The sequence below is a fragment of the Nocardioides aquiterrae genome, from assembly GCF_039526625.1.
GTDB lineage: Bacteria > Actinomycetota > Actinomycetes > Propionibacteriales > Nocardioidaceae > Nocardioides > Nocardioides aquiterrae.
The window spans coordinates 14,154-35,939 of record NZ_BAAAJE010000015.1 but is presented as its reverse complement, the minus strand read 5'-3'; the positions used below and the strand labels follow the sequence as shown (position 1 = coordinate 35,939).

23 protein-coding genes are annotated in these 21,786 nt (G+C 74.2%); 8 read left to right on the top strand and 15 right to left on the bottom strand.

The features are described 5' to 3' along the window. Window positions 1-19 precede the first annotated feature (19 nt). The 4 genes from ABD086_RS14410 to ABD086_RS14395 all read left to right on the top strand — a co-directional run bounded on the left by ABD086_RS14410 (window position 20) and on the right by ABD086_RS14395 (window position 4,767). On the top strand, window positions 20-463 hold the full coding sequence (locus ABD086_RS14410) for a glycoside hydrolase family 183 protein (RefSeq protein WP_343908258.1): 444 nt from the start codon (window positions 20-22) through the stop codon (window positions 461-463). A 22-nt stretch (window positions 464-485) separates the two neighbouring features. After that, window positions 486-2,165: a SulP family inorganic anion transporter gene (locus ABD086_RS14405; protein ID WP_343908257.1), complete on the top strand. Its 1,680-nt coding sequence runs from the start codon at window positions 486-488 to the stop codon at window positions 2,163-2,165. A gap of 78 nt (window positions 2,166-2,243) precedes the next feature. Then, complete coding sequence (locus ABD086_RS14400; protein ID WP_343908256.1) at window positions 2,244-3,158, top strand: universal stress protein; 915 nt, start codon at window positions 2,244-2,246, stop codon at window positions 3,156-3,158. Window positions 3,159-3,225: 67 nt separating this feature from the next. Continuing rightward, the gene (locus tag ABD086_RS14395) at window positions 3,226-4,767 is read left to right on the top strand and encodes a hypothetical protein (RefSeq protein WP_343908255.1); all 1,542 of its coding nucleotides are present in this window, start codon (window positions 3,226-3,228) and stop codon (window positions 4,765-4,767) included. A 6-nt stretch (window positions 4,768-4,773) separates the two neighbouring features. On the opposite strand, the gene ABD086_RS14390 is transcribed toward ABD086_RS14395, so the two are convergent. Both ABD086_RS14390 and ABD086_RS14385 read right to left on the bottom strand, forming a co-directional pair. After that, complete coding sequence (locus ABD086_RS14390; RefSeq protein WP_343908254.1) at window positions 4,774-6,552, bottom strand: thiamine pyrophosphate-requiring protein; 1,779 nt, start codon at window positions 6,550-6,552, stop codon at window positions 4,774-4,776. A gap of 66 nt (window positions 6,553-6,618) precedes the next feature. Then, a complete protein-coding gene (locus ABD086_RS14385) occupies window positions 6,619-7,881 on the bottom strand; it encodes an NAD(P)/FAD-dependent oxidoreductase (protein WP_343908253.1) in 1,263 nt (420 codons plus the stop codon). A gap of 58 nt (window positions 7,882-7,939) precedes the next feature. On the opposite strand from ABD086_RS14385, the gene ABD086_RS14380 reads away from it, so the two are divergent. Beyond that, window positions 7,940-8,089 (top strand): hypothetical protein, encoded by a 150-nt coding sequence (locus tag ABD086_RS14380; RefSeq protein ID WP_343908252.1) that lies wholly within the window; start codon window positions 7,940-7,942, stop codon window positions 8,087-8,089. Window positions 8,090-8,107: 18 nt separating this feature from the next. Here the strand turns inward: ABD086_RS14380 and ABD086_RS14375 are convergent, their stop codons facing one another. Continuing rightward, on the bottom strand, window positions 8,108-8,566 hold the full coding sequence (locus ABD086_RS14375) for a hypothetical protein (protein WP_343908251.1): 459 nt from the start codon (window positions 8,564-8,566) through the stop codon (window positions 8,108-8,110). A 113-nt stretch (window positions 8,567-8,679) separates the two neighbouring features. Here ABD086_RS14375 and ABD086_RS14370 point away from each other — a divergent pair, with 113 nt between their 5' ends. Further along, window positions 8,680-9,414 carry a response regulator transcription factor gene (locus tag ABD086_RS14370; RefSeq protein WP_343908250.1) on the top strand — a complete coding sequence of 245 codons (735 nt, stop codon included), beginning with the start codon at window positions 8,680-8,682 and terminating at the stop codon, window positions 9,412-9,414. Window positions 9,415-9,418: 4 nt separating this feature from the next. Here the strand turns inward: ABD086_RS14370 and ABD086_RS14365 are convergent, their stop codons facing one another. The 11 genes from ABD086_RS14365 to ABD086_RS14315 form a co-directional block, all read right to left on the bottom strand. Next, window positions 9,419-9,799 (bottom strand): Hpt domain-containing protein, encoded by a 381-nt coding sequence (locus ABD086_RS14365; RefSeq protein WP_343908249.1) that lies wholly within the window; start codon window positions 9,797-9,799, stop codon window positions 9,419-9,421. Continuing rightward, entirely contained in the window at window positions 9,796-10,377 is a 582-nt protein-coding gene (locus ABD086_RS14360) for a signal peptidase I (protein ID WP_343908248.1), read from the bottom strand. Before ABD086_RS14360 ends, ABD086_RS14365 begins: the two co-directional genes overlap by 4 nt. A gap of 73 nt (window positions 10,378-10,450) precedes the next feature. Beyond that, on the bottom strand, window positions 10,451-11,065 hold the full coding sequence (locus tag ABD086_RS14355) for a TasA family protein (protein WP_343908247.1): 615 nt from the start codon (window positions 11,063-11,065) through the stop codon (window positions 10,451-10,453). Window positions 11,066-11,214: 149 nt separating this feature from the next. After that, entirely contained in the window at window positions 11,215-12,306 is a 1,092-nt protein-coding gene (locus ABD086_RS14350) for a threonine aldolase family protein (protein WP_343908246.1), read from the bottom strand. Window positions 12,307-12,310: 4 nt separating this feature from the next. Continuing rightward, on the bottom strand, window positions 12,311-13,087 hold the full coding sequence (locus ABD086_RS14345) for an isocitrate lyase/PEP mutase family protein (RefSeq protein WP_343908245.1): 777 nt from the start codon (window positions 13,085-13,087) through the stop codon (window positions 12,311-12,313). Window positions 13,088-13,109: 22 nt separating this feature from the next. Beyond that, the gene (locus ABD086_RS14340) at window positions 13,110-13,478 is read right to left on the bottom strand and encodes a metallopeptidase family protein (protein WP_343908244.1); all 369 of its coding nucleotides are present in this window, start codon (window positions 13,476-13,478) and stop codon (window positions 13,110-13,112) included. A gap of 2 nt (window positions 13,479-13,480) precedes the next feature. Further along, complete coding sequence (locus tag ABD086_RS14335) at window positions 13,481-16,453, bottom strand: bifunctional [glutamine synthetase] adenylyltransferase/[glutamine synthetase]-adenylyl-L-tyrosine phosphorylase (protein WP_343908243.1); 2,973 nt, start codon at window positions 16,451-16,453, stop codon at window positions 13,481-13,483. Continuing rightward, a complete protein-coding gene (locus tag ABD086_RS14330) occupies window positions 16,450-17,175 on the bottom strand; it encodes a type 1 glutamine amidotransferase (protein WP_343908242.1) in 726 nt (241 codons plus the stop codon). Before ABD086_RS14330 ends, ABD086_RS14335 begins: the two co-directional genes overlap by 4 nt. Continuing rightward, entirely contained in the window at window positions 17,172-17,525 is a 354-nt protein-coding gene (locus ABD086_RS14325; RefSeq protein WP_343908241.1) for a hypothetical protein, read from the bottom strand. The genes ABD086_RS14330 and ABD086_RS14325 overlap by 4 nt, the downstream gene beginning before the upstream one ends. Next, window positions 17,525-18,862 (bottom strand): glutamine synthetase family protein, encoded by a 1,338-nt coding sequence (locus ABD086_RS14320; RefSeq protein ID WP_343908240.1) that lies wholly within the window; start codon window positions 18,860-18,862, stop codon window positions 17,525-17,527. The genes ABD086_RS14325 and ABD086_RS14320 overlap by 1 nt, the downstream gene beginning before the upstream one ends. Window positions 18,863-18,882: 20 nt before the next feature. Continuing rightward, a complete protein-coding gene (locus ABD086_RS14315; RefSeq protein WP_343908239.1) occupies window positions 18,883-19,314 on the bottom strand; it encodes a hypothetical protein in 432 nt (143 codons plus the stop codon). A 101-nt stretch (window positions 19,315-19,415) separates the two neighbouring features. On the opposite strand from ABD086_RS14315, the gene ABD086_RS14310 reads away from it, so the two are divergent. Together ABD086_RS14310 and ABD086_RS14305 are read left to right on the top strand one after the other, a co-directional pair. Next, window positions 19,416-20,102 (top strand): response regulator transcription factor, encoded by a 687-nt coding sequence (locus ABD086_RS14310; protein WP_343908238.1) that lies wholly within the window; start codon window positions 19,416-19,418, stop codon window positions 20,100-20,102. Between the two features lie 4 nt (window positions 20,103-20,106). Next, window positions 20,107-21,435, top strand: a complete 1,329-nt coding sequence (locus tag ABD086_RS14305; RefSeq protein WP_343908236.1) for a sensor histidine kinase — start codon at window positions 20,107-20,109, stop codon at window positions 21,433-21,435. A 3-nt stretch (window positions 21,436-21,438) separates the two neighbouring features. Here ABD086_RS14305 and ABD086_RS14300 read toward each other — a convergent pair. Further along, a partial coding sequence (locus ABD086_RS14300) for a hypothetical protein (protein WP_343908235.1) occupies window positions 21,439-21,786 on the bottom strand: 348 nt, incomplete at its 5' end.

The following is a 21,786-nucleotide window of genomic DNA, read 5'->3' as shown; positions in this document are numbered from 1 at the left end:
GCACGGGTGCGCGCTGCGCGTGGCCCGGACCCGGGTGCGCGACATCGACGACCCGGCGGCCTGGCACTACTGGGACGGCGCCGCCTGGACCGACGACGCGGCCGCCGCGGTGCCGGTCGTCGGCGAGGTCGGCGCGGTCTCCCAGACCCTCAGCGTCTTTCCCTCCGGCGGCCGGTGGTGCGCGCTCAGCAAGCAGGACGAGTTCCGGGGCACCGCGCTCGCGGTGTGGCCGGCCGACCACCCGTGGGGCCCCTTCGGGCCACCCACCGAGCTGCTGAGCATCCCCTGCAACCCGGCGACCGGGGAGGTGCAGTACATGGCCCTCGCGCACCCGGACCTGCTCCCCCGGCCCGGCACCATGGTCGTCTCCTGGAGCCGCAACAACCTCGACCTGGCCGCGGTCTGCCAGGACCCGGACCTCTACCGCCCACGCTTCGAACGCGTTCGGCTCCCCGCGGGCTGAGGGGCTCCCTACTGTGTCCCCCATGCGCGCCGCGGTCCTGGTGCCGGGTTGGATCCGCCACTACCAGCGGGAGTGGCTGCGCTGGGACCTGCTCGCGGGCCTGACGGTGACGGCGTACCTCGTCCCCCAGGTGATGGCGTACGCCGAGATCGCGGGCCTGCCGCCGGCCACCGGCCTGTGGGCCGCGGTGGGCGCGATGTGCGGCTACGCGCTGCTCGGCTCGTCCCACGTGCTCTCGGTCGGGCCGGAGTCGACCACGGCCCTGATGACGGCCACCGCGCTCGCCGCGGCGCCGGCGGTGGCCGCCGACCCCGCGGCGTACGCGGCGACGCTCGCGCTGCTGGTCGCCGTGGTGTGCGTGCTGGGACGGGTCGCCCACCTCGGCGCGCTGGCCGGCCTGCTCTCGCGGCCGGTGCTGGTCGGGTACATGGCGGGCATCGCGGCGATCATGGTCGTGTCGCAGCTCGGGAAGCTGCTCGGGATCCGGGTGGACGTCGACGGGTTCTTCGCCGAGCTCTGGTACCTGGTCCGCCACCTGGGCGACCTGCACGTGCCGTCGTTCCTGCTCGGGCTCGGGACGCTGGTCGCGATGCTGCTCGGGGCGCTGGTCTGGCGGCGCGGGCCGATCGTGCTGGCCGCGGTGCTGCTCGGCACGCTCGCCGCCCGGCTGCTGGTGCTCGAGGGCCACGGCGTGCTCCTCGTCGGGCACGTCCCGGCCACGCTGCCCGGCCTCGGCGTCCCGGACCTGGACGCGGAGGCGTTGCGGGACCTGTGGATCCCGGCCCTGGGCGTCGCCTTCGTCGCGTTCACCGACAACGTGCTGACGGCGCGCGCCTTCTCCCGCCGCGGCGCGCCCGAGGTCGACGCGGAGCGGGAGCTGCTCGCCCTCGGTGCCGCCAACGTCGGCGCCTCGCTCCTGCACGGCTTCCCGGTCAGCAGCAGCGGCAGCCGCACCGCGATCGCGGACGGCGTCGGCGCCCGCTCCCAGCTGGCCGCGCTGGCCACCGTCGCCTCCACGCTGCTCGTAGTCCTGGCCGCGAGCCCGGTGCTCGAGGCGATCCCGCTGCCGGTGCTCGGAGCGGTGGTCGTGTACGCCGCCATCCGGCTCGTCGAGGTGTCCGAGCTGGTGCGGTTCGCGCGGTTCCGCACCAGCGAGCTGATCCTCGCCCTGGCCACCACCGTGGGCGTGCTCGTCTTCGGCGTCCTCGACGGCATCCTGGTCGCGATCGGCCTCTCGGTGCTCGACCTGCTGCGCCGGGTCGCGCGCCCGCACGACGCGATCGAGGGCCTGGTGCCGGGGGTCGCCGGCATGCACGACGTCGACGACTACCCCAGCGCCGAGCGGGTCCCGGGCCTGCTCGTCTACCGCTACGACTCGCCGCTGTTCTTCGCCAACGCCGACGACTTCCGCCGCCGGGTGCTGGCGGCCGTCGACCACAGCCCCGACCCCGTGCAGTGGGTGCTGCTGAACGTCGAGGCGGTGGTCGAGGTGGACATCACCGCCACCGACGTGCTCGAGGACGTCCGCACCCGGCTGGCCGACCGCGGCATCGTCCTCGCGCTCGCCCGCCTGAAGCAGGACCTCCGCGACGTCCTGCGGCCGACCGGACTGCTCGACCGGATCGGCGAGGACCATCTCTTCGTGACCCTCCCGACCGCGGTGGAGGCCTTCCGCGCCTGGCAGGCGCGGGGCCCGGGCTGAGGGGCCCAACGGCCCTACCGGGGCCGGTCGCTGGGACGGACCCTGGTGCTGATCGAGGCAGGTCCGCAGGAGGTCGACATGGACAACAGCACGCACAAGATCATCGTCGGCATCGCCGGCCGGGAGGACAGCGCAGCGGCAGTCCGGTACGCCGTCGACGAGGCCCGGCGGCGCCGCCTGCCGGTCCACCTGGTGCACGCGCTGCACCCGCTGCTCACCGGCGCGGACGCCGACCCCATCGCGGTCACCCGCCAGCCCGTCCTCCAGGAGGCCCAGCGGATGCTCGAGGAGGTCGCCGACGAGGCCCGCCGCGAGCTGGGGACCGACCTGCCGGTGACCACCCAGCTCGTCGTCGGGCACCCGGCGGCCGCCCTGGTGGAGGCCGGCGCCGGCGGCGCCGAGATCGTGCTGCAGCCGGAGCGGATGGGCGCCGAGCACCGGCACGTCCCGACGTACTCGGTCACCAGCGCCGTCGCGGCGAGGTCGCGGCTCCCCGTGATCGCGGTGCCGCCGTACTGGTCCGTGCCGGAGCACGCGGCGGGCGTCGTGGCGGTGGGGGTCGACGAGGTCGGCAGCACCGCCCACCTGCTGCAGGCGGCGTTCGAGGAGGCCCTGGCCCGCGCGGCCACCCTCCGCGTCGTGCACACGTGGCGGTACAGCGAGGCGTTCGACGACGTCGTCTTCGACGGCCGGCGCAAGGAGGCCCACTCGGCCGAGCTCGCCGCGCGGCTGCGCGAGGACCTCGACCCGCTCACCGCCAAGTTCACCGGCGTCCCGGTGGACCTGGCCGTGCGGCACGGCCGCCCCGCGGACGCGATCATCGAGGAGTCGCGGCGCTGCGACCTCGTGGTGGTCGGCCGGCACCGCACCGGCAACCGGGTGTCCCACCACCTCGGCTCGGTCGTCCGCGCCGTCGTGCGCGAGTCGCGGTCCGCCGTCCTGGTCGTCGACCCGGTGGACGCGATGTGGGTGGCGGAGGACTCGCGGGGCTGAGCCCCCGCTCGCCGGCGCAGGTTCCGCGGGACGTCATACGGACGGTGGAAGGGGACACACTGTCCGTATGACGTCCCGGGCGCGCCGCTCCGCCCTCCGGGTCGCGCGGACCGTCGCCCTGACCGCGCTGCTCGTCACGGTGCCGTTCGCGAGCGCCCTCGTCGCGGTCGGCTACGCGCCGCCGGCCCACGTCGAGGTCGCCGGCCAGCAGGTGTCGGTGCGGCCGGTGCTCGGCCAGGACACCAGCCGGCTCTTCCAGGGGGCGCTGGTGCGGCCGCAGCACCAACGGGTCGCGGGCAAGACCGTCGGCGTGGACATCGACGCCGACTGGAACCGACTGGTCCCCAGCGACAAGCCCACCCGCCGCTACCTCGCCGGCCTGTGGGAGAACCCCCGCCCGGCGATCCACCTGATCGGCGCCACCGCGCGGCGGCACCTGCTGCTGTGGGGCACCGGCGGGTTCGGCGCGGGCGTGCTCGCGGTGGGTGCGGTCGTCGGGCTGTCCTGGCAGCGCCGGCGCCGGCTGGCGTCGTACTCCCCCGAGTCGGCGGAGCTGGTCACCCGCCACAACCGCCGGCTCCGCCTGACGCTGGTCGTCTCCGGCGTCGTCGCCGCGCTGGCGCTCGACGCGGTGGCGGCGCGGGTCTGGCTGCACGAGGACCACCGCACCCCCGTCGCCAGTCCGGTCTTCGACGGTACGCCGCTCGAGGGGACGCAGGTGACCGGCCTGCTCGCGGACGTGCTGCCGTTCCTGTCGGTGCTGCGCCCCCGCTCGCAGTTCTACGAGGACGCGTCCGCGAACCTGAAGGCCGCGCTGGCCGCCCAGCCCGACCTGGCCGGCGGCGACGGCGAGGTGGTGTTCGTGCTCGCGGACGACTTCGAGGACGTCAACGGGATGGCCCGGCAGGTGGGCCTCACGGCACGCCTGCTCGACGCCGACTTCGTGGCGCTGACCGGCGACCTCACCTTCGCCGGCAAGCGCCTCGAGCTCTACGTCCTGGACACGCTCGACTACTACGCCGAGGACCGGCCGATCCACCTCGCGCCCGGGCTGCACGACACCCCGACGATCGTCGCGGCCGCCGAGGACCGCGGCTGGGAGGTCGGCGACGGCACCACGCAGGACGTGTCGGGGCTGCGCCTCCTCGCCGCGGCGGACCCCCGGATCTCGACCGTCGGCAACTTCGGGACCAGCGACGTGCTGCGGGACCCGGACGTCGACGTCGACCGGTTCGTCGGCGACATGATCGACGAGGCGTGCACCGAGCACCCCGACTTCGTGCTCGTCCACGACCACCTGCTCGGTCGCCGCATCGCGGAGAGCGGGTGCGTCGGAACCGCGGTGCTCGACGGCCGTTCCTACGACTTCCTCGGGCCGCAGCAGGTCCCGACGGCGACCGGCGGGACCGCCACCGAGTTCACCCTGGGCAGCGCCGGCGGCCACGCCGACACCAGGCCCAACCCGGGGATCATCGCCCACCCGGCCCGGTTCGCGATCGTGTACGTCGACCCGGACACCCGGCGGACCCGGTACGCCGTCGTCTCGGTCACGCCCGATGCGGGCGTGACCATCACCCCGCCGGTCGCGCTCGACACGCCGTACCCGTAGCACCGGTCAGCGGATCAGCTCCTGCGCCTTGGTCTTCAGCCCCTCCTTGATGACGCCCCACCGGCTGGTGTCGCCCTTGATCAGCGCCTTGGCCATGTCGGTCATCTGCTCGAGGGTGGCGTGCGGCGGGATCGGGGGTACGTCGGGGTCGCAGTGCACGTCCAGCACGTACGGCCGGTCCGCGGCCAGCGCGGTCGCCCACGCCTCCGGGAGCCGGTCGGGCTCGGTCACGGTGATCGCGCCCAGGCCCACCGAGCTGGCGAAGTCGGCGTACGACACGTCGGGGAGCGCCTGCGACTCGACGAACGTCGGGGTGCCGCCCATCGCCCGCAGCTCCCAGGTGACCTGGTTCAGGTCGTTGTTGTGCAGCACCGCGACCACCAGGCGCGGGTCGGTCCACTCGCGCCAGTAGCGCGAGATCGTGAGCAGCTCGGCCAGCCCGTTCATCTGCATCGCGCCGTCGCCCTCGAACGCGATCGCCGGCCGGTCGGGGTGGGCGAACTTGGCGCCGATCGCGTACGGCACCGCGGGACCCATCGTGGCGAGGGTGCCCGACAGCGAGCCACGCATGCGGCCGCGCATCCGCACGTGCCGGGCGTACCAGTTCGCCGCCGACCCGCTGTCGGCCGTGACGATCGCGTTCTCCGGCGCGACCGCGGAGAAGTCGTGGAAGATCCGCATCGGGTTGACCGGGTTCGCCTCGACGTACGCCTCCCCCTCCATGACCTTCCACCAGTGGGCCACATCGTTGCGGATCTTGTCCTGCCAGCCGCGGTCGTCCTTGCGCTCCAGCAGCGGGACGAGCGCGCGCAGCGTCGAGGCGGCGTCGCCGACCAGGTTGACCTCGTACGGGTAGCGCATGCCGATCATCGAGCCGTCCAGGTCGATCTGGACGGCCCGGGCCTGGTCGAGGTCGGGCAGGAACTGGGTGTACGGAAAGCTCGAGCCGACGGTCAGCAGGGTGTCGCAGTCGCGCATCATCTCGTAGCTGGGCCGGGTGCCGAGCAGCCCGATCGAGCCGGTGACCCACGGGAGCTCGTCGCTGAGCACGTCCTTGCCGAGCAGGGCCTTGGCCACCCCCGCGCCGAGCAGGTCGGCGACCTGCTCCACCTCGGCCGCGGCACCCCGCGCGCCCTGGCCGACCAGCATCGCGACCTTCTTCCCCGTGTTCAGGATCTCGGCGGCGCGGCGGAGCCCCTCGTCGTCCGGGGAGACGGTCGGCCAGCTGATGCCCAGGCTGGACGGCACCATCTTGAACGCGTGCTGGGGTGCGGCGTACTCGAGCTCCTGCACGTCGTTCGGGACGATGATCGCGGTCGGCGCCCGCCGGGTCATCGCGACGCGGATCGCGCGGTCCAGCACGTTGGGCAGCTGCTCGGGAACGGTGACCATCTGCACGTAGTCGCTGGCGACGTCCTTGAACAGGCTCAGCAGATCGACCTCCTGCTGGTAGCTGCCGCCCATCGCGGTGCGGTTGGTCTGGCCGACGATCGCGACGACCGGCACGTGGTCGAGCTTGGCGTCGTAGAGGCCGTTGAGCAGGTGGATCGCGCCCGGGCCGGAGGTGGCCATGCAGACGCCCGGCCGGTCGCCGAACTTCGCGTACCCGACGGCCTCGAAGGCGCTCATCTCCTCGTGCCGGGACTGGATGAAGCGCGGTCGGTCGCCGGCCCGGGAGAACGCGCCGAGGATGCCGTTGATCCCGTCGCCGGGGTAGCCGAAGACCTGCTCGACCCCCCACTCGCGCAGGCGGGCCAGCAGCTGGTCGGCAACCGTCGTCGTCATCTGGTGCTCCCTTTGTCGTGGTCGGACGACCGGTACCCGTTTCGGACGTCGCGCCGCGCATGCCTCTCAGCCGAGCACGTTCGACGGTCCGCCCGGAGCGACCCGGCGCAGCCGTGAGTACGTCGCGAGGTCGAGCACGTTGCCGGTGCGCGGCGCCCGCCAGGTGAGCGGGTCGGCGTCGTGGTCGTGGCCGGCCTCGACCGCGCCGACGAGGTGGGCCATCAGCTGGCCGACGACCGGGGCGTTCTTGAACTGGTTACCGCTGGTGCCCATCGCGACGTACACGCCCGGCAGCGCGGTGCGGTCGTAGATCGGCGTCCAGTCCGGCGTCACGTCGTACACGCCGGTGATCCCCGACGGACGGGACGGCACGGCGAGCTCCGGCACCCGCCGGGCCGCCCGCAGGGTCTGGGCCTCGAAGACCCGACGGGTGGGCCGCGGGTCGGCGTCCTCGGGGCGGTCCAGCCACTCGAGCGGATCGCACTCCGGCTCCAGGCCGCCCACGAGCAGCAGCCCGCCGGCCTGCGGGCGCAGGTACACGCCGAGGTCGGGGTCCGCGACCGCGACATCCGGACCGGGTGCCGCGAGCTGGTGCACCTCCTGGCGCAGCGGCCGCGAGGTCAGCGCGAAGTCGGCGTCCAGGCCGAGCTCCCGGGACAGCGCCGCCGACCAGGGCCCCGCGGCGTTGACGACGATGTCGGCGTCCAGGGTGTCGCCCTCGCCGGTGCGCACCCGCCACCGGCGCGGGCCGTCGCCGTCGACGGCCACCACCTCGCGCCGGAGCAGGAACCGGGTGCCGCGCGAGCGAGCCGCGGCCGCGAGGTTCGCCGCCGCGAGCCGCGGGTCGTCGACGTACCCGGCGTCCGGCGTGAACGACCCGCCGAGGCGACCGTCGGGGTCGTCGAAGAAGGCCGGGTCGTCGACCGGCTTCGGCGGCCCGTAGCTCCCGGTGTCGAGGCCGGGCAGCCGGCGGGCGACCTCGTCGGCGTCCCATAGCTCCCACGGCACGCCGGCCTCGTCGAGGTACGGCGGAGCGCCGCCACCGAGCACCAGCATCCCGGTGCGGTGGAAGCTCGCGAGCCCGTCCGGGTCGGCGTGCCCGAGGTGGCCCACCCAGTCCGCCCACAGCTGGCGCGCCTCCCAGGCGGCCGCGACGGCGGTGAACGTCGAGTAGTGGAACCGGACGATCGCACTCGACGCGCTGGTGGAGCCGAACCCCACGCCCGGGCCCTTGTCCACGACCACGACGTCGTGCCCGGCGCGGGCGAGCTCGAGGGCGATCGCCGAGCCGATGACGCCCGCGCCGACCACGAGTGTGTCGAGCCTCATGCGCGCAGCCTAGGGGGGGTCATGCATGATTCAACCGAGTTGGGGCACCGTGATGCCCATGGAAGAGACCCCCATCTGCGCCTCCGTCGAGCGTGACCTCGACCTCTCCGTCGACGAACTGGTCACCTCGACGGCCTCGACGGCCTCGACGGGCTCGACGGCCTCGGCGCCCGCCGCCCCGGACACCGGGAAGCAGGCCCCGGCCTAGCCCGGTGCCGGCGGTGCGTCAGAGGGAGCCGGAGCTGTTCTGCGTGCCGCAGGTGACGGTGCGCGTGTAGAGCGGTCCGGTCCACAGGCCCAGCGTCGCCTGAATGGTCACCGTCCAGCGCGTCGTGGTGTTGTCCGAGGTGACGTTGCCGGAGTCGAGCGTGGCGGTCCGGGCGGTGCTGGTGAGCGTCTTCGCGGTGGTGGTGCCGCGCGCGAGCGTGTACCGGTACGTCGCACCGGCGGGACCGGTGTCGGTGAAGCCGGTGACGGAGGCCTGGAAGCTCTCGGTGGAGAAGCCGACCGCGCAGCGGTAGGTGCCGGTGACCGCCGTCGGCGCGACCAGCTGGGCGGTGCCGGCGGAGAGGCCGCCGGAGCTGCTCGCGGCGAACGTCGCCTGCGCCACGACCGGCGCCGCGACGAGCGCGAGCACCACGAGGACGACCGAGGCGGCCCGGCGGCCGTGGTCGATCCAGGTCATGACGCTGCTCCCGAGACGTGGTGGGGCGGGTTCGAGGACCAGTCTTCCGGCCGCACCTCAGGCGGCCCGCGAGCGAAACTCAAGAAACCCGCAAGAGATGGCATCATCGGGGCATGGGGAACATGGGGTCGGATTCCGGGGTCGAGCGCCGAGCCCTCGTCGTCGAGGACGACGAGGACATCCGGGCCCTGATCGAGTACACGCTCACGACCCAGGGCTTCGCCGTCACGTCGGTCGGCTCGGGCCTGGCCGGGGTCGACGCGGTCCGGGAGACCGGGCCCGACCTGATCACGCTGGACCTCGGCCTGCCGGGTATCGACGGGATCGAGGCGTGTCGCCGGATCCGTGAGATCAGCGACGCGTACGTCGTCATGATCACCGCCCGCGACGACGAGATCGACCGCCTGCTCGGGCTCGAGACCGGGGCGGACGACTTCATCTCCAAGCCGTTCAGCGCCCGCGAGCTCAAGGCCCGGGTCAACGCGATGTTCCGCCGCCCGCGCACCGGAGCCACCGCCGTCCAGCCGCTCCCGGAGGACGACCACGAGGTGCTCGTGCACGGCCCGCTGAAGGTCGATGTGGACGGGCGCCGGGTGTTCCGCGACGGCACCGAGCTCGACCTCACCCGCACCGAGTTCGACCTGCTCACCGAGCTGATGCGCACCCCGGCGCGGGTGTGGACCCGTGAGGCGCTGCTCCGGTCGGTGTGGGGCACGGAGTGGGCGTCGGACACGCACCTGGTCGAGGTGCACATCGGCAACCTGCGCCGCAAGCTCGGCGAGGAGAAGGACGGTCCGCGCTACATCCGCACGGTGCGGGGCGTGGGCTACCGGATGGAGGCGGAGTAGCCGCTCAGCCGGCCAGGAACGCGTCGATCGCGTGGTCGGCCCGGGCGGCGGCGGCGGCGAGCGTGGTCTCGACGAGGACCGCCTGCGTGACGTCCCCGAGGCGGAGCAGCCGCTCCACCCGCGCGGCGATGCCCGCGAGCTCGTGGGCCCCCACCGTGCTCGACGCGACCTTGAGGCTGAGCACGGCGTCCATGGCCGCGTTCCGCGCCTCCTCCTCGGCGGCGCCGGGGAGCGCGGCGGCGATCCGACGCAGCCGCTCGGGCAGCAGTCGCCGGTAGCGCGTGAGGAGGACGAACGCGAACGCGCCGTCGTCCGGGTGCCCCGTGAGGTTGCTGACGGCGGTCCGCTCGAACACCGCGGGCGGGTCGATCTCGACGGCGATCATGCCCGGTCCTCGCCCTCGTCGTCGCGGCCCCAGATCGTGCTGAGGCCGAGCAGGATGACGCCACCGAGGCCGACCCAGAGGACGCCGTGCTGGACGACGGGCGAGCGCAGCACGCGGACGGCGGTGCCGAGGTGCGGGACGACCGCCCGCATCTCCCAGACGGTGTCGTCCTGGAGGGTCGCGGTCCACGGGTCGACGTTGTCGTTGGCGTCGCCCTTCGTGCGGATGACGACCTGACCGTCGACGTGGCGGATCTCGGTGACCCGGTGCGTCTCGACCCGGTGGTCCTCCACCGGGATCTGGTAGCTGATCACGTCGCCGACCTCGAGCTCGGTCGCGGGCTTCGGGACGGTCACGACGACGTCGCCGGGCATGATGCCCGGCTCCATGCTGCCGGTGAGCATGGTCGCGGTGCGGTAGCCGAGCAGGTGCGGGCCGACCGCGAGGAAGAGGAACCCGAGGAGCCCGACGCCGAGCAGGAGGCTGGCGAGGACGTTCAGGAGCCGGCGCGCGTACGACGGGCGCGGCGCCCGGTGGGCGGCTGCCGGCATACCGGCGGACACGGTCGTGGTGCTCATCTGCTGGCTCCTCTCGGGTCTCGGTGTGCGAGTGGGTGGCCGGCCCCCCACGAAACCGGCCACCCGACTCGGGTCAGAGCGACTGCGCGGCGCGCTGGGTCGCGTCGAAGGTGAAGTTGATCGTGTTCGACAGGCCCTGGAACGTGTTGTCCGCGGTCGTCGGGAGCGAGACGGTGACGCGCAGGTTCGCGGCCGCCGCGCTGCTGTTGAGCGTGGTCGTCGCCGCGCCGAGGTCCAGCGTCGAGCCGACGACGGCGCGCTGGGCGATCACCGGGGTCGTCGTGCCCGAGCAGGTGAGCGCGTTGCTGTTCGCGGGCTTGGTCCAGGCGACCGAGCACTGGTCGACCTTGAGCTGCAGGCCGTTGGTCTGGTCGGTGGTGAGCAGGTTGCTCGTGGTGCCGGCGGTGGTCAGCTTGACCGAGCCGAAGGACTCCGTGTCGCTCGAGCGGGTCAGGGTGACGGTGCGCTCCACGGTGTCGCCGGGGACCAGGTTGGTGGCGCTGACGTCCAGGCCGCGGACGCTGGCCGCGGTTGAGAGGACGACCTTGCCGGTGCCGGTCGCGGCGCTCGCCGAGGTGGTGGAGGTGAACGAACCGAAGGTGCCGAGACCGGCGACGGAGGCGGCGCCACCGACGAGGACGACGGACGCGAAGATCTTGACGGCGGTCTTGCGGGTTCCGAGACGCATTGCTGGTTTCCTCCTGGTGAGAGACCAGCGGGCTTCGTTTCGGCTGGTCGGTTCCTTGATGACCAGAACTCTGCCGGGCCAGGTTCAAGGCTCACCGCGGTGCGAACCCGAGGTTTCCTCAAGGGCTTCTCAACGCTCGCCGGCGGGCGTCAGCCGCCCACGATCTCCCGCCACCACCTGGCGACGACGCCGGGCTCGAAGTCCAGCGACGCGGCCTGCACGGCGATCTCGGTGGTGGCGAAGCCGGGCACCGCGGCGTCCCACCAGGGCCCGCTGGGGACGACGGACTCGCGCTCCATGAACGCGACCAGCCGCTCGTTGATCTCGTCGGCGGCGCCGGGGGCGTGCACGAGGAAGGTGTTGGTGTGCGGCGGGTCGGGGTCCACGACCATCCCGGCGTCGGTCAGGTCGGCGGCCAGCGACCGCGCCCACGCGACGTACTCCCCCATCCGCGGCAGCAGGTCGCGCAGCCCGACGAGGGCGGCCGCGGCGTACGGCGTGAGGCGGAACAGCGTCCCGCCCATCCGGTGCCGCCAGAGCCGGAGCTCGTCGCCGAGGTCCTCGGGCCCCGCGACGACGGCGCCGGCCGGGCCGCCGAGACCCTTGTAGAACGAGACGTAGACGGAGTCGGCCAGGCCCGCGATCTCCGCCAGCGGGCGGTCGTAGAACGGCTGGGACTCCCAGAGCCGGGCGCCGTCGACGTGCAGCGGCACCCCGAGCTCCCGGGCGGCCTCGGACAGCTCCACCAGCTCGTCCCACGACGGGAGCCGGCAGCCGGCGTCGCGCAGCGGCAGCTCCACCAGGGCCGCGCCGAGCCCGGCGGGCAGGCCCCGCAGGTCGGCCGCGGTGGCGGTACGCCGCCCGACGGTGAGCGGCTCGAACCGGAACCCGTGCAGCAGCCGCGGCCCGTCGTCCTCGTGCACCAGCAGGTGCGAGCGGTCCGGGATCGCGACGCGCAGCGACCCGGTGCGGTCGCACCAGGTCCGCAGCGCGGCCTGCTGGCCCATGACCCCGCTCGGGAAGAACACGGCGGCGGGCTTGCCCAGCAGCTCGGCGGCCTCGGCCTCGAGGCGGGTGACCGCGCCGCCCGCGCCGTACCCGTCCCACTCGTCGATGCCCAGCTCCTCGCACGCCGCGGCGAGCGCGGCGAACGCCTCGGCCGGCGGCACGCGCGGGCTGCGGATGGCGGTGCGGGCGCAGGCCCGCGACGCGGCCTTCAGCCGCTCCTCGAGATCGGTCACGGCGTCAGTTGAGCACACGCATCGTGCTCGGCACGCCACCACCCCGCTGCACGTCCTCGACCAGCTCCTGGAGCGCGGTGAGGGCCACGTTCTGGGACATCGGGCCGTACGACACCCGCGCGACGCCGAGCTCCTCGAGCCGGGCGAGCGGCGGCAGCCCGGGGATGCCGATCAGCGTCAGCTTCTGCGGCCCCCACGCGTCGACGATCGCCGCGACCTGCTGCTCGTCGAGGCGGGCCGGCACGAAGACGACGGGCGCCCCGGCATCCAGGTAGGCCCGGCCGCGCTCGATCGCCTCGGCCAGGTTCTCGGCCGGGTCGCGGTCCCGGCGCAGGTGGAAGGCGTCGGTGCGGGCGTTGAGGACGAAGTCGACGCCCTCCTGCTCGGCGACCTTCATGATCGTCTCCACGGTCCGCGCCGCCTCGGCGAGCGGGCGCATCTGGTCCTCGATGTTCGCGCCGACCACACCGATGCCGATGGCCCGGCGGACGGTCTCGGCCGGGTCGCCGTACCCGCCCTCGAGGTCCGCGGTGACCGGGAGGTCGGTGGACGCGACGATGCGGCCGACCATGTCGAGCATCAGGTCCAGCGGGATGTTCTCGCCGTCCTCGTAGCCGAAGGTGGCGGCGATCGAGTGGCTCGCGGTGGCGAGCGCCCGGGTGCCCTCGACGGCGGCGACGGTCCGGGCGCTGATCACGTCCCAGACGTTGACGACCGTGAGGATCTCGGGGGCTCGGTGGAGCTGCAGGAGGCTCGTGGCCTTCGCGGCGGTGTCGCTCATGGCCGCAGCCTAGGACCCGCCGCTAGAACCAGCCGTGGTCGCGCAGCTGCCGCTCGGTGAGCCCGAGCGCGTGGCCGACCTCGTGCCCGAGCACCTTGAGCACCCGCGGCGGGACCTCGTCCCGGGTCCGGCAGACGGCCAGGATCGGCCGCCGGTAGAGCGTGATCACGTCGGGCAGGCTGCCGGGCACCCGGCCGCCGACGGCCGTGTGCGGGATCCCCCGGAAGGTCCCGAGCAGCAGGGTGCCCGGCGCCGCCTGGCCGGGCTCCGGGTCCTCGCGCACGACGACGGCGATCCCGCTCACCAGGCGCGCCGCCTCGTCCGGCAGCCGGTCGAGCGCGTCGCGGACGAGGTCGTCGAACTCGTCGGGGCCGATCTCGTCGGGGTGCACCACTACCCCCAGAAGACCCGGTCGACGACGCCGCGGGCCAGCCGGGTGTAGCGCAGCTGGTCGTTGACCATCGCGTCGGACGAGCCCGGCGGGTAGCCCAGGACCGCCGCCACCGCGGCCCGCTCCCGGATGTCGCGCGGCAGCTCGTCGCTGGGCTTGCCGCGCACCAGCGTCACCGCGTTGCGCACCCGGCTGACCCGGCGCCAGGCCTGCTGGAGCACGGCCGCGTCGTCCTCGTCGACCAGGCCGGCATCCCGCGCGGCCGCCAGGGCCTCGAGGGTCCGCGGCGTGCGCAGGCCGGGTACGGCGCCGGCGTACCGCATCTGCAGCAGCTGCACGGTCCACTCGATGTCGGCGAGCCCGCCGCGACCGAGCTTGAGGTGGGTGTGCGGGTCGGCGCCGCGCGGCAGCCGCTCCTCGTCGACGCGCGCCTTGACCCGGCGCACCTCGAAGACGGTCTTCTCGGGGATGCCGTCGGCCGGGTACCGCAGCGGGTCGATCAGCTCGGTGAAGCGCCGCCGCAGGTCCGGGTCGCCGACGACCGCGTCCGCGCGCAGCAGCGCCTGCGCCTCCCACACCTCCGACCACTTGGCGTAGTACGCCGCGTAGGAGTCGAGCGTGCGGACGAGCGGCCCGTTCTTGCCCTCGGGCCGCAGGTCGGCGTCGACCTCCAGCGCCGGGTCCGGGCCGGGCAGCGCGAGCAGCCGGCGCAGCTCGTTGGCGACCGCCTGCGCGTACGACGCCGCGTCCTGGGCGTCGGCGCCCGGCTCGGGGTCGTGCACGAACATCACGTCCGCGTCGCTGCCGTAGGACAGCTCGAACCCGCCGTAGCGGCCCATCGCGACCACCGCCAGCCGGGTCGGCGCTCGGTCCAGCCCGCGGGCCGCCCGCACCGCGCGCCCGGCGACCGCGAGCGTCGCCTCCAGGGTCGCGTCGGTGAGCCGGGACAGCCCGGCGCCGACGTCCGCGACGTCGGTGAGACCGAGCAGGTCGCCGGCGGCGATGCGCAGCAGCTCGCGCCGGCGTACGCCGCGGATCGCGAGCACGGCGTCCTCGGGCCGGTCGTGCCGCCCGGAGGAGGCGAGCATCTCCTCGGTGAGCGCCTCGGCCGGCTGCGGCGCCAGGTCGCCGCCGAGCATCCGCACGCCCTGCGGCTCGCGCTCCAGCAGGTCGGTGGCGTAGCGGGACGTCGCGAGGATCCGGGCCAGCCGCTCGGCGACCTGGCCCTCGTCGCGCAGGGTGGAGAGGTACCACGGCGTCGAGCCGAGCGACTCGCTGAGTCGCCGGAACCCGAACAGCCCGGCGTCGGGGTCGGGGGCGTCGGCGAACCAGCCGAGCAGCACCGGGAGCAGCGTGCGCTGGATCTGCGCGGCCCGGGTGACGCCGGAGGTGAGGGCCTCGAGGTGGCGCAGCGCGCCCTGCGGGTCGAGGTAGCCGAGCGCGGCCAGCCGCTTCTCGGCCGCCTCGGGCGACAGCCGCGCCTCGTCGCCGGGGATCTTCGCGACCGCGGTGAGCAGCGGCCGGTAGAAGAGCTTCTCGTGCAGTCGGCGCACCTCGCGCCGGTGGTGCTGCCACACCTTCTCCAGCGTCCCGACCGGGTCCTTGAGGTGGCCCATGCTGCGGCCGAGCCGGCGCAGCGCCGCCTCGTCGTCGGGGACGACGTGGATGCGCCGCAGCCCGTACAGCTGCATCCGGTGCTCGAGCGTGCGGAGGAACGCGTAGGCCTCGTGCAGCGCCTCGCCGTCCTCGCGCCCGACGTACCCGGCCCGGGTCAGCTCGCCCAGCGCGCTCAGCGTCGTCGGCGGGCGGACCCGCTCGTCGGCGCGGCCGTGTACGAGCTGGAGCAGCTGGACGGCGAACTCCACGTCGCGCAGGCCGCCCTCCCCCAGCTTGAGCTGCCGCTCCGCCTCCTTGGCGGGGATGTGGTCGATGACCCGGCGGCGCATGGCCTGGGTGTCCTCGACGAACCCGTCGCGCTCGGCGGCCGACCACACCAGCGGCCGGGTCATCGCGACGAACTCCCCCGCCAGCGCCAGGTCGCCCGCGACCGCCCGCGCCTTCAGCAGCGCCTGGAACTCCCAGGTCTGGGCCCAGCGCTCGTAGTAGCCCTGGTGGCTGGCGAGCGTGCGCACCAGCGGCCCGGCCTTGCCCTCCGGCCGCAGCGCGGCGTCGACCGGCCAGATGGTGCCCTCGCCGGTGTGGTCGGAGCAGATGCGGATCAGGTTGCTGGCGAGCTGGGTGGCGACCCGGACGGCGTCGTTCTCGTCCGCGCCCTCGGCCGGGGCGTGCACGAAGATCACGTCCACGTCCGAGACGTAGTTGAGCTCGTGGCCGCCGCACTTCCCCATCGCGACCACGCCGAGCCGGGCGAGGGCGGCGTCGGGCACCCGCGCGCGGGCGATCGCCAGCGCGGCGTCGAGCGTGCCGGCGGCGAGGTCGGACAGCTCCGCGGCGACGTCGTCCACGCCCAGGTGGTGGGAGAGGTCGCGGGCAGCCAGCCGGAGCAGCAGCCGGCGGTACTCCACGCGCAGCGCGTCCACGGCCCGCGCGTCGGGCCCGGTCGCGGTCGGCGCCGGGTCGCCCGGGTCGGCGCCCACGGCCTCCAGCAGCCTGGCGCGGAGCGCCCAGGCCGCCGGGCGGGTCGCCCCGAGCCGGGAGTCGGCGAGCTCGTGCCAGTGGTCCGGGTGCCGGACCAGGTGGTCCGACAGCGCCTGGCTGGCCCCCAGCACGGAGAGCAGCCGCATCGCGGTGCCCTCGTCCTCGGCCAGCGCCGCGAGCAGCTCGTCGGGGTCACGGACGACGTCGAGCAGCCGGACGAGCCCGGCGAGCGCCTCGTCCGGGTCGGCCGTCCGGGCGATCAGCGCGACGAGCGGGTCGGCGGCGCTGCCGAGGCGGTGCAGGCCGGCGAGCGAGGCGTCCGGGACCAGGAACCCCAGGCGCAGGAGCGTGCCCTTGCCGGTCGCCGCCCGGCTCATCGGCGGGCGTGCTCCTGCACCAGCTCCGCGAACCCGGTCGCCAGGGGCCGCCAGGCGTCGTCCAGCTCGGCGCGGGCGGCGTCGATGTCGCGCAGCAGCGCGTCGGTGTCGATGCCGCGGGTCTCGTGTGAGCCGCGGTCGGACTCGGCCCACGGCCGCAGCACGGGTACGTCGACCTCGGGGTGCAGCTGCACGCCCCACACCAGCGGCGCGTAGCGCGCGGCCTGCACCTCGTCGCGGCTGGTGCCCGCGAGCAGGACCGCGTCGGGCGGCAGCTCGGCGACGACGTCGTCGTTCCACTGCACGCCCCGGCGGGGGGTCGCCAGCGGCCCGAACAGCCGGTCCTCCCGGGCGGCGTCGGTCCAGCCCACCCCGAGCAGCCCGACCTGCTGGCCGAGCGGGTTGCGGTCCACCGTCCCGCCGAGCGCGACGGCGATCAGCTGGTGGCCCAGGCAGATGCCCAGCGTGGGCAGGTCCGCCGCCCGGGCCTCGCGGACCAGGTCCTTGACCGCCCCCAGCCAGGCGTACTTCGCGTCGTCGTTGGCGCCCATCGGCCCGCCCAGCACCACGAGGCCGTCGTACCCCTCGAGTCCGGGCAGCTCGGCGCCGGCGTACGGGCGGCGCACGTCGAGATCGACCCCGTCGGCGGTGAGCCAGGTGCCGAACCACGCCGGCGGGCACTCGGCGTCGTGCTCGACGACGAGCACGGTCGGCCGGCTCACGACTCCCGCTCCGGTGCCATCAGGACGGCGAGCAGGCCGACGCCGAGGATCACGGTGAGCAGGCCGACGAAGATGCCGACCAGCAGGACCGAGACGAGGATCAGGACGATCGCCGTGGCGACCACGATCCGGCGCGCGGCGGGGCTCCCCCGGTCGACGGACCGCAGCGCCGCCCATCCCAGTCCCCCGATGACCGCGGCGACCACGACGGTGGTCACGCCGCCGGCAGGGTCGTCCCCGACGGCGAGCAGCACGGCGATCAGCACGAGCAGGCCGGACACGCCGAGGTCGGCCAGCAGCAGCTTGCGGATCGTCGCCGCGCGATCCGGGCTCAGCGCCTCGGCCGCCATCAGACGACCGGGAGCATGCGGTCGCGCTCGAACGCCGAGACCTGGCCGCGGTACTCCTCCCACTCCTGCCGCTTGTTGCGCAGGAAGAAGTCGAAGACGTGCTCGCCGAGCGTCTCCGCCAGCAGCTCGGAGTGCTCGGCGACCGCGATCGCCTCGGCCAGGCTCTTCGGCAGCGGCTCGATGCCGAGGCTCTTGCGCTCCCGCTCGGTCAGCGCCCAGACGTCGTCCTCGGCGCCGCGCGGCAGGTCGTAGTCGCCCGCGATGCCCTTCATGCCCGCGGCCAGCACCACCGCGAACGCGAGGTAGGGGTTGCACGCGGCGTCGATCGTGCGCAGCTCGATGCGCGTGGACTGACCCTTGTTGGGCTTGTACATCGGCACCCGGATCATCGCCGAGCGGTTGTTGTGGCCCCAGCAGATGTAGGACGGCGCCTCGCCGCCGAACATCAGCCGCTTGTAGCTGTTGACCCACTGGTTGGTGACCACGCTGATCTCGCTGGCGTGCTTGAGCACGCCGGCGATGAACTGCCGCCCGGTCTTGGAGAGCTGGTACTCCGCACCCGCCTCGAAGAAGGCGTTGCGGTCGCCCTCGAAGAGCGACACGTGGGTGTGCATGCCCGAGCCGGGGTGCGTCGTGAACGGCTTGGGCATGAACGTGGCCCACACGCCCTGGCCGAGCGCGACCTCCCGGATCACCGTGCGGAAGGTCATGATGTTGTCGGCGGTGGTGAGCGCGTCGGCATACCGCAGGTCGATCTCCTGCTGGCCGGGGCCGCCCTCGTGGTGGCTGAACTCCACCGAGATGCCCATCGACTCGAGCATGGTGATCGCCTCGCGGCGGAAGTCGGCGCCGTGCGACTGGGCGGTGTGGTCGAAGTAGCCGCTGCGGTCGACCGGGATCGGCTCGGCGCCCGCGACCGGGGTGTCCTTGAACAGGTAGAACTCGATCTCGGGGTGGGTGTAGAACGTGAACCCCTGGTCGGCGGCCCTCGACAGGGTCCGCTTGAGCACGTGCCGCGGGTCGGCGTACGACGCGGAGCCGTCCGGCATCATGATGTCGCAGAACATCCGGGCGGTGGACGGGCCCTCGCCGCGCCACGGCAGGATCTGGAACGTCGCCGGGTCGGGCATCGCGAGCATGTCGGCCTCGTAGACGCGGGCGAAGCCCTCGATCGCCGAGCCGTCGAACCCGATGCCCTCCGAGAAGGCGCCCTCGAGCTCGGCCGGCGCCACCGCCACCGACTTCAGGAAGCCCAGGACGTCGGTGAACCAGAGCCGGACGAACCGGACGTCGCGCTCCTCGAGAGCCCTGAGTACGAAGTCTTCCTGCTTGCCCATGCGGCGAGCCTAGTGGGCGGTCAGTCGCGGTCGGGCAGCGTCTTGCGCTCGAGGTCGGAGATCGTGGGCCGGCCCTGGTCGCAGTAGACCTCGAGCTCGATGGAGTCGCCGCGCCGGGCGAAGACCGCGTCGACGTCGTCGTCGGGCCCGGGCTCGTAGCTCACCGTGCGCCACCCCGGCGCGGTGGTCGTGGAGAGTCCGTAGGCGACGGCCCCCCGGCACTCGACCACGAAGCTGCCGAACTCGTCCTCGACGGTCCGCCGGACCCGCTCGGCGCCGGGGCGCGGCGTGGCCGTGCCCTCGACACCCTCGGTCCGCTGGGCCTGGTTCCCGAGGGGGCCGCGGTCGCGGACGCTGGCCCCGACGGAGGTGACCGCGAGCACCCCGACGGCCACCGCGACGGCGGCGGCCAGCAGCCACGCCACGACGTACCCGATCCAGCGCCTGCGCACCGGACCATCCTGCCCCGCCGACGTCGTCTGGTCCCTAGCGGACGGTTAACGCGGCGCTAAGGCGACCCCGCGCCGGCGCGTGCACCGGCTAGGTTCTCGTCGTGGCCCAGGTGCTGATCATCGAGGACGACCCGAGGATCCGGCCGCTGCTCATGCGGTCGCTGGGCGAGCGGGGCCACGCGGTCTCCTCCGCGTCGAGCGGCATGCAGGGCCTGGCGATGGCCGTGGACCACCGTCCGGACCTGGTGATCCTGGACCTCGGCCTGCCCGACGTCGACGGCACCCGGGTGCTGTCCATGCTGCGCGCGGTGAGCGACGTCCCGGTCATCGTGGCGAGCGCGCGCGACGACGACCCGTCGCTGGTCGGCTGCCTGGACGCGGGCGCCGACGACTACGTCGTCAAGCCGTTCACCACCGACCAGCTGGAGGCGCGGATCCGCGCGGTCATGCGCCGCGCCGGCGCCGCCACGTCCGACCGGCGGCCCCTGGCGGTGGGTGCGCTCGAGGTCGACACCGCCGGCCGGCGGGTGCTGCTGGAGGGCACGCCGCTCGACCTGACCCCCCGCGAGTTCGACCTGCTCCGGCACCTGGCCGAGCGCGCCGACGAGGTCGTGACCAAGCGGGAGCTGCTCACCGAGGTCTGGCACCAGCCCTGGGGCGGATCGGACAAGACCGTCGACGTGCACCTGTCGTGGTTGCGCCGCAAGCTCGGCGAGACCGCGGCCGAGCCGCGCTACCTCCACACGATCCGCGGCGTCGGCGTACGCCTGTCGGCGCCCGAGGGCTGAGCGCGTGCGCCGGAGCCTGATCCTCACCGTCGCCGCGGCCGTCGCCATGGTGCTGCTGGCCATGCTGGTGCCGATGGCCGTGCTGCTGCGGGACTACGCGTTCGAGGACGAGCTCTCCCGGGCCGCCCTGGAGGTCCAGGCCACCGAGACGGTGGTCTCGCGCGCCGGCAGCGACGACCCCGGCCAGGTCGAGACCTACCTGGAGCGGATCAACACCGACGAGGACGTGCAGACGACGGTGCTCTACCCGCCGGCGCTCGCCTTCCACGAGGGCGCCGCCATCGGGCCCTCCCCGGAGCAGGACGCCGACGTGCTGAAGGCTCGCCTGACCGGCCAGGCCAGCGTCCGCGACATCGACGGGGGCGCGGAGATCCTCGTCCCGGTCTCCCTCGGCGGCAGCAGCGCCGGTCCCGCGGAGACCCCGGTGATCAAGGTGGAGGTGCGCCGGCCGGGCCTCGAGCGGCAGCTCGTCGGCGCGTACGCCGTCCTGCTCGCGCTCGGCGTGGCGCTGCTGCTCGGAGCACTGTTCCTCGCGGACCGCCTCGGACGCTCGTTCGTGGTGCCGATCCGCCGGCTCGCCCACCACGCCGGGGCGCTCGGTGGCCGGACCCGCCCCGAGCCCCTGCCCCCCGCGGGGCCTGCGGAAGTGCGTGAGCTGACGGGGGCGATGAACCAGCTCGTCGAGCGCATCGAGGGGCTCCTCGAGCGCGAGCGGGCCGCGGTCGCGGACGTCTCGCACCGGCTGCGCACGCCGATGACCGCCCTGCGGCTGCGGGTCGACGGCGTCGGGGACCCGGACGAGCGGGCCCGGCTGTCGGCCGACCTCGACGAGCTGCAGGCGACCGTCGACCACGTGGTGCGGGAGGCGCGGCGCTCCGAGCGGGAGGGCGTCGTCCCCCGCACGGACGGGGTGGCGGTGGTGGCCGACCGGGCCCGCTTCTGGGCCCCGCTGGCCGAGGACCTGGGCCGCCCGTTCGAGGTGCGGGTCGAGTCCCGCGGGCCGCTGCCCGTCCGGACGTCGGAGGAGGACCTCCAGGCCGTGGTGGACGTGCTGCTCGACAACGTCTTCACCTACACCCCCGACACGGCTCCGGTCCAGGTGGTGCTCGCGCCGCGCGACGGCGGCGGGGTGGTGCTGACCGTCGACGACGGCGGTCCCGGGTTCCCGGACGGGCTCGACGTCAGCGGCCGCGGCGCGTCCGGGGCGGGCAGCACGGGCCTGGGCCTGGCCATCGTCGACAAGACCGCCACCGAGTCCGGTGGCGGTCTGTCGTGGGGCCCCTCGCCGCTGGGCGGCGGGCGGGTCGTCGTCGAGCTCGGCCCGCCCGCCTGAGCGTCAGCGGGCGAACGTCAGCGTGCGGGTGACCCGCCCGGCGCCGTCGGTGCGGGTGAGCGTCACCCGGAAGACGTCCTTGCCGGCGCTGTCGCCGCGCCGGACCTCACGGAAGTCGACGTCGTACCGGCCGTCGTCGCGAACGGCCTTCGCGGTGCGGGTGGCGACCTTCTCGCCGTCGTGGCGGACGACCATCTTCCAGGCCGACCCGGCGGGCACGCCGTCGAGGTCGGCGTCGACCTCGAACCGGCCCGCGTCCTTCTCGGCCGAGATCTCGTAGCGAGCGCCGGCGACCGTGCCGTGCGCGTGCCGCTCCGGTCCGTCCGCCTGCGCGGGCGCGGCGGTCAGGGC

Excerpts from the sequence above, each read along its gene's own strand:
- ABD086_RS14400 (WP_343908256.1), top strand. The coding sequence starts at position 2,244 with ATGGACAACAGCACGCACAAGATCATCGTCGGCATCGCCGGCCGGGAG.
- ABD086_RS14370 (WP_343908250.1), top strand. The coding sequence starts at position 8,680 with ATGGGGAACATGGGGTCGGATTCCGGGGTCGAGCGCCGAGCCCTCGTC.
- ABD086_RS14385 (WP_343908253.1), bottom strand. The coding sequence starts at position 7,881 with ATGAGGCTCGACACACTCGTGGTCGGCGCGGGCGTCATCGGCTCGGCG.
- ABD086_RS14365 (WP_343908249.1), bottom strand. The coding sequence starts at position 9,799 with ATGATCGCCGTCGAGATCGACCCGCCCGCGGTGTTCGAGCGGACCGCC.
- ABD086_RS14335 (WP_343908243.1), bottom strand. The coding sequence starts at position 16,453 with ATGAGCCGGGCGGCGACCGGCAAGGGCACGCTCCTGCGCCTGGGGTTC.
- ABD086_RS14345 (WP_343908245.1), bottom strand. The coding sequence starts at position 13,087 with ATGAGCGACACCGCCGCGAAGGCCACGAGCCTCCTGCAGCTCCACCGA.
- ABD086_RS14325 (WP_343908241.1), bottom strand. The coding sequence starts at position 17,525 with ATGGCGGCCGAGGCGCTGAGCCCGGATCGCGCGGCGACGATCCGCAAG.
- ABD086_RS14320 (WP_343908240.1), bottom strand. The coding sequence starts at position 18,862 with ATGGGCAAGCAGGAAGACTTCGTACTCAGGGCTCTCGAGGAGCGCGAC.
- ABD086_RS14380 (WP_343908252.1), top strand. The coding sequence starts at position 7,940 with ATGGAAGAGACCCCCATCTGCGCCTCCGTCGAGCGTGACCTCGACCTC.
- ABD086_RS14355 (WP_343908247.1), bottom strand. The coding sequence starts at position 11,065 with ATGCGTCTCGGAACCCGCAAGACCGCCGTCAAGATCTTCGCGTCCGTC.
- ABD086_RS14390 (WP_343908254.1), bottom strand. The coding sequence starts at position 6,552 with ATGACGACGACGGTTGCCGACCAGCTGCTGGCCCGCCTGCGCGAGTGG.
- ABD086_RS14395 (WP_343908255.1), top strand. The coding sequence starts at position 3,226 with ATGACGTCCCGGGCGCGCCGCTCCGCCCTCCGGGTCGCGCGGACCGTC.
- ABD086_RS14375 (WP_343908251.1), bottom strand. The coding sequence starts at position 8,566 with ATGACCTGGATCGACCACGGCCGCCGGGCCGCCTCGGTCGTCCTCGTG.
- ABD086_RS14360 (WP_343908248.1), bottom strand. The coding sequence starts at position 10,377 with ATGAGCACCACGACCGTGTCCGCCGGTATGCCGGCAGCCGCCCACCGG.
- ABD086_RS14405 (WP_343908257.1), top strand. The coding sequence starts at position 486 with ATGCGCGCCGCGGTCCTGGTGCCGGGTTGGATCCGCCACTACCAGCGG.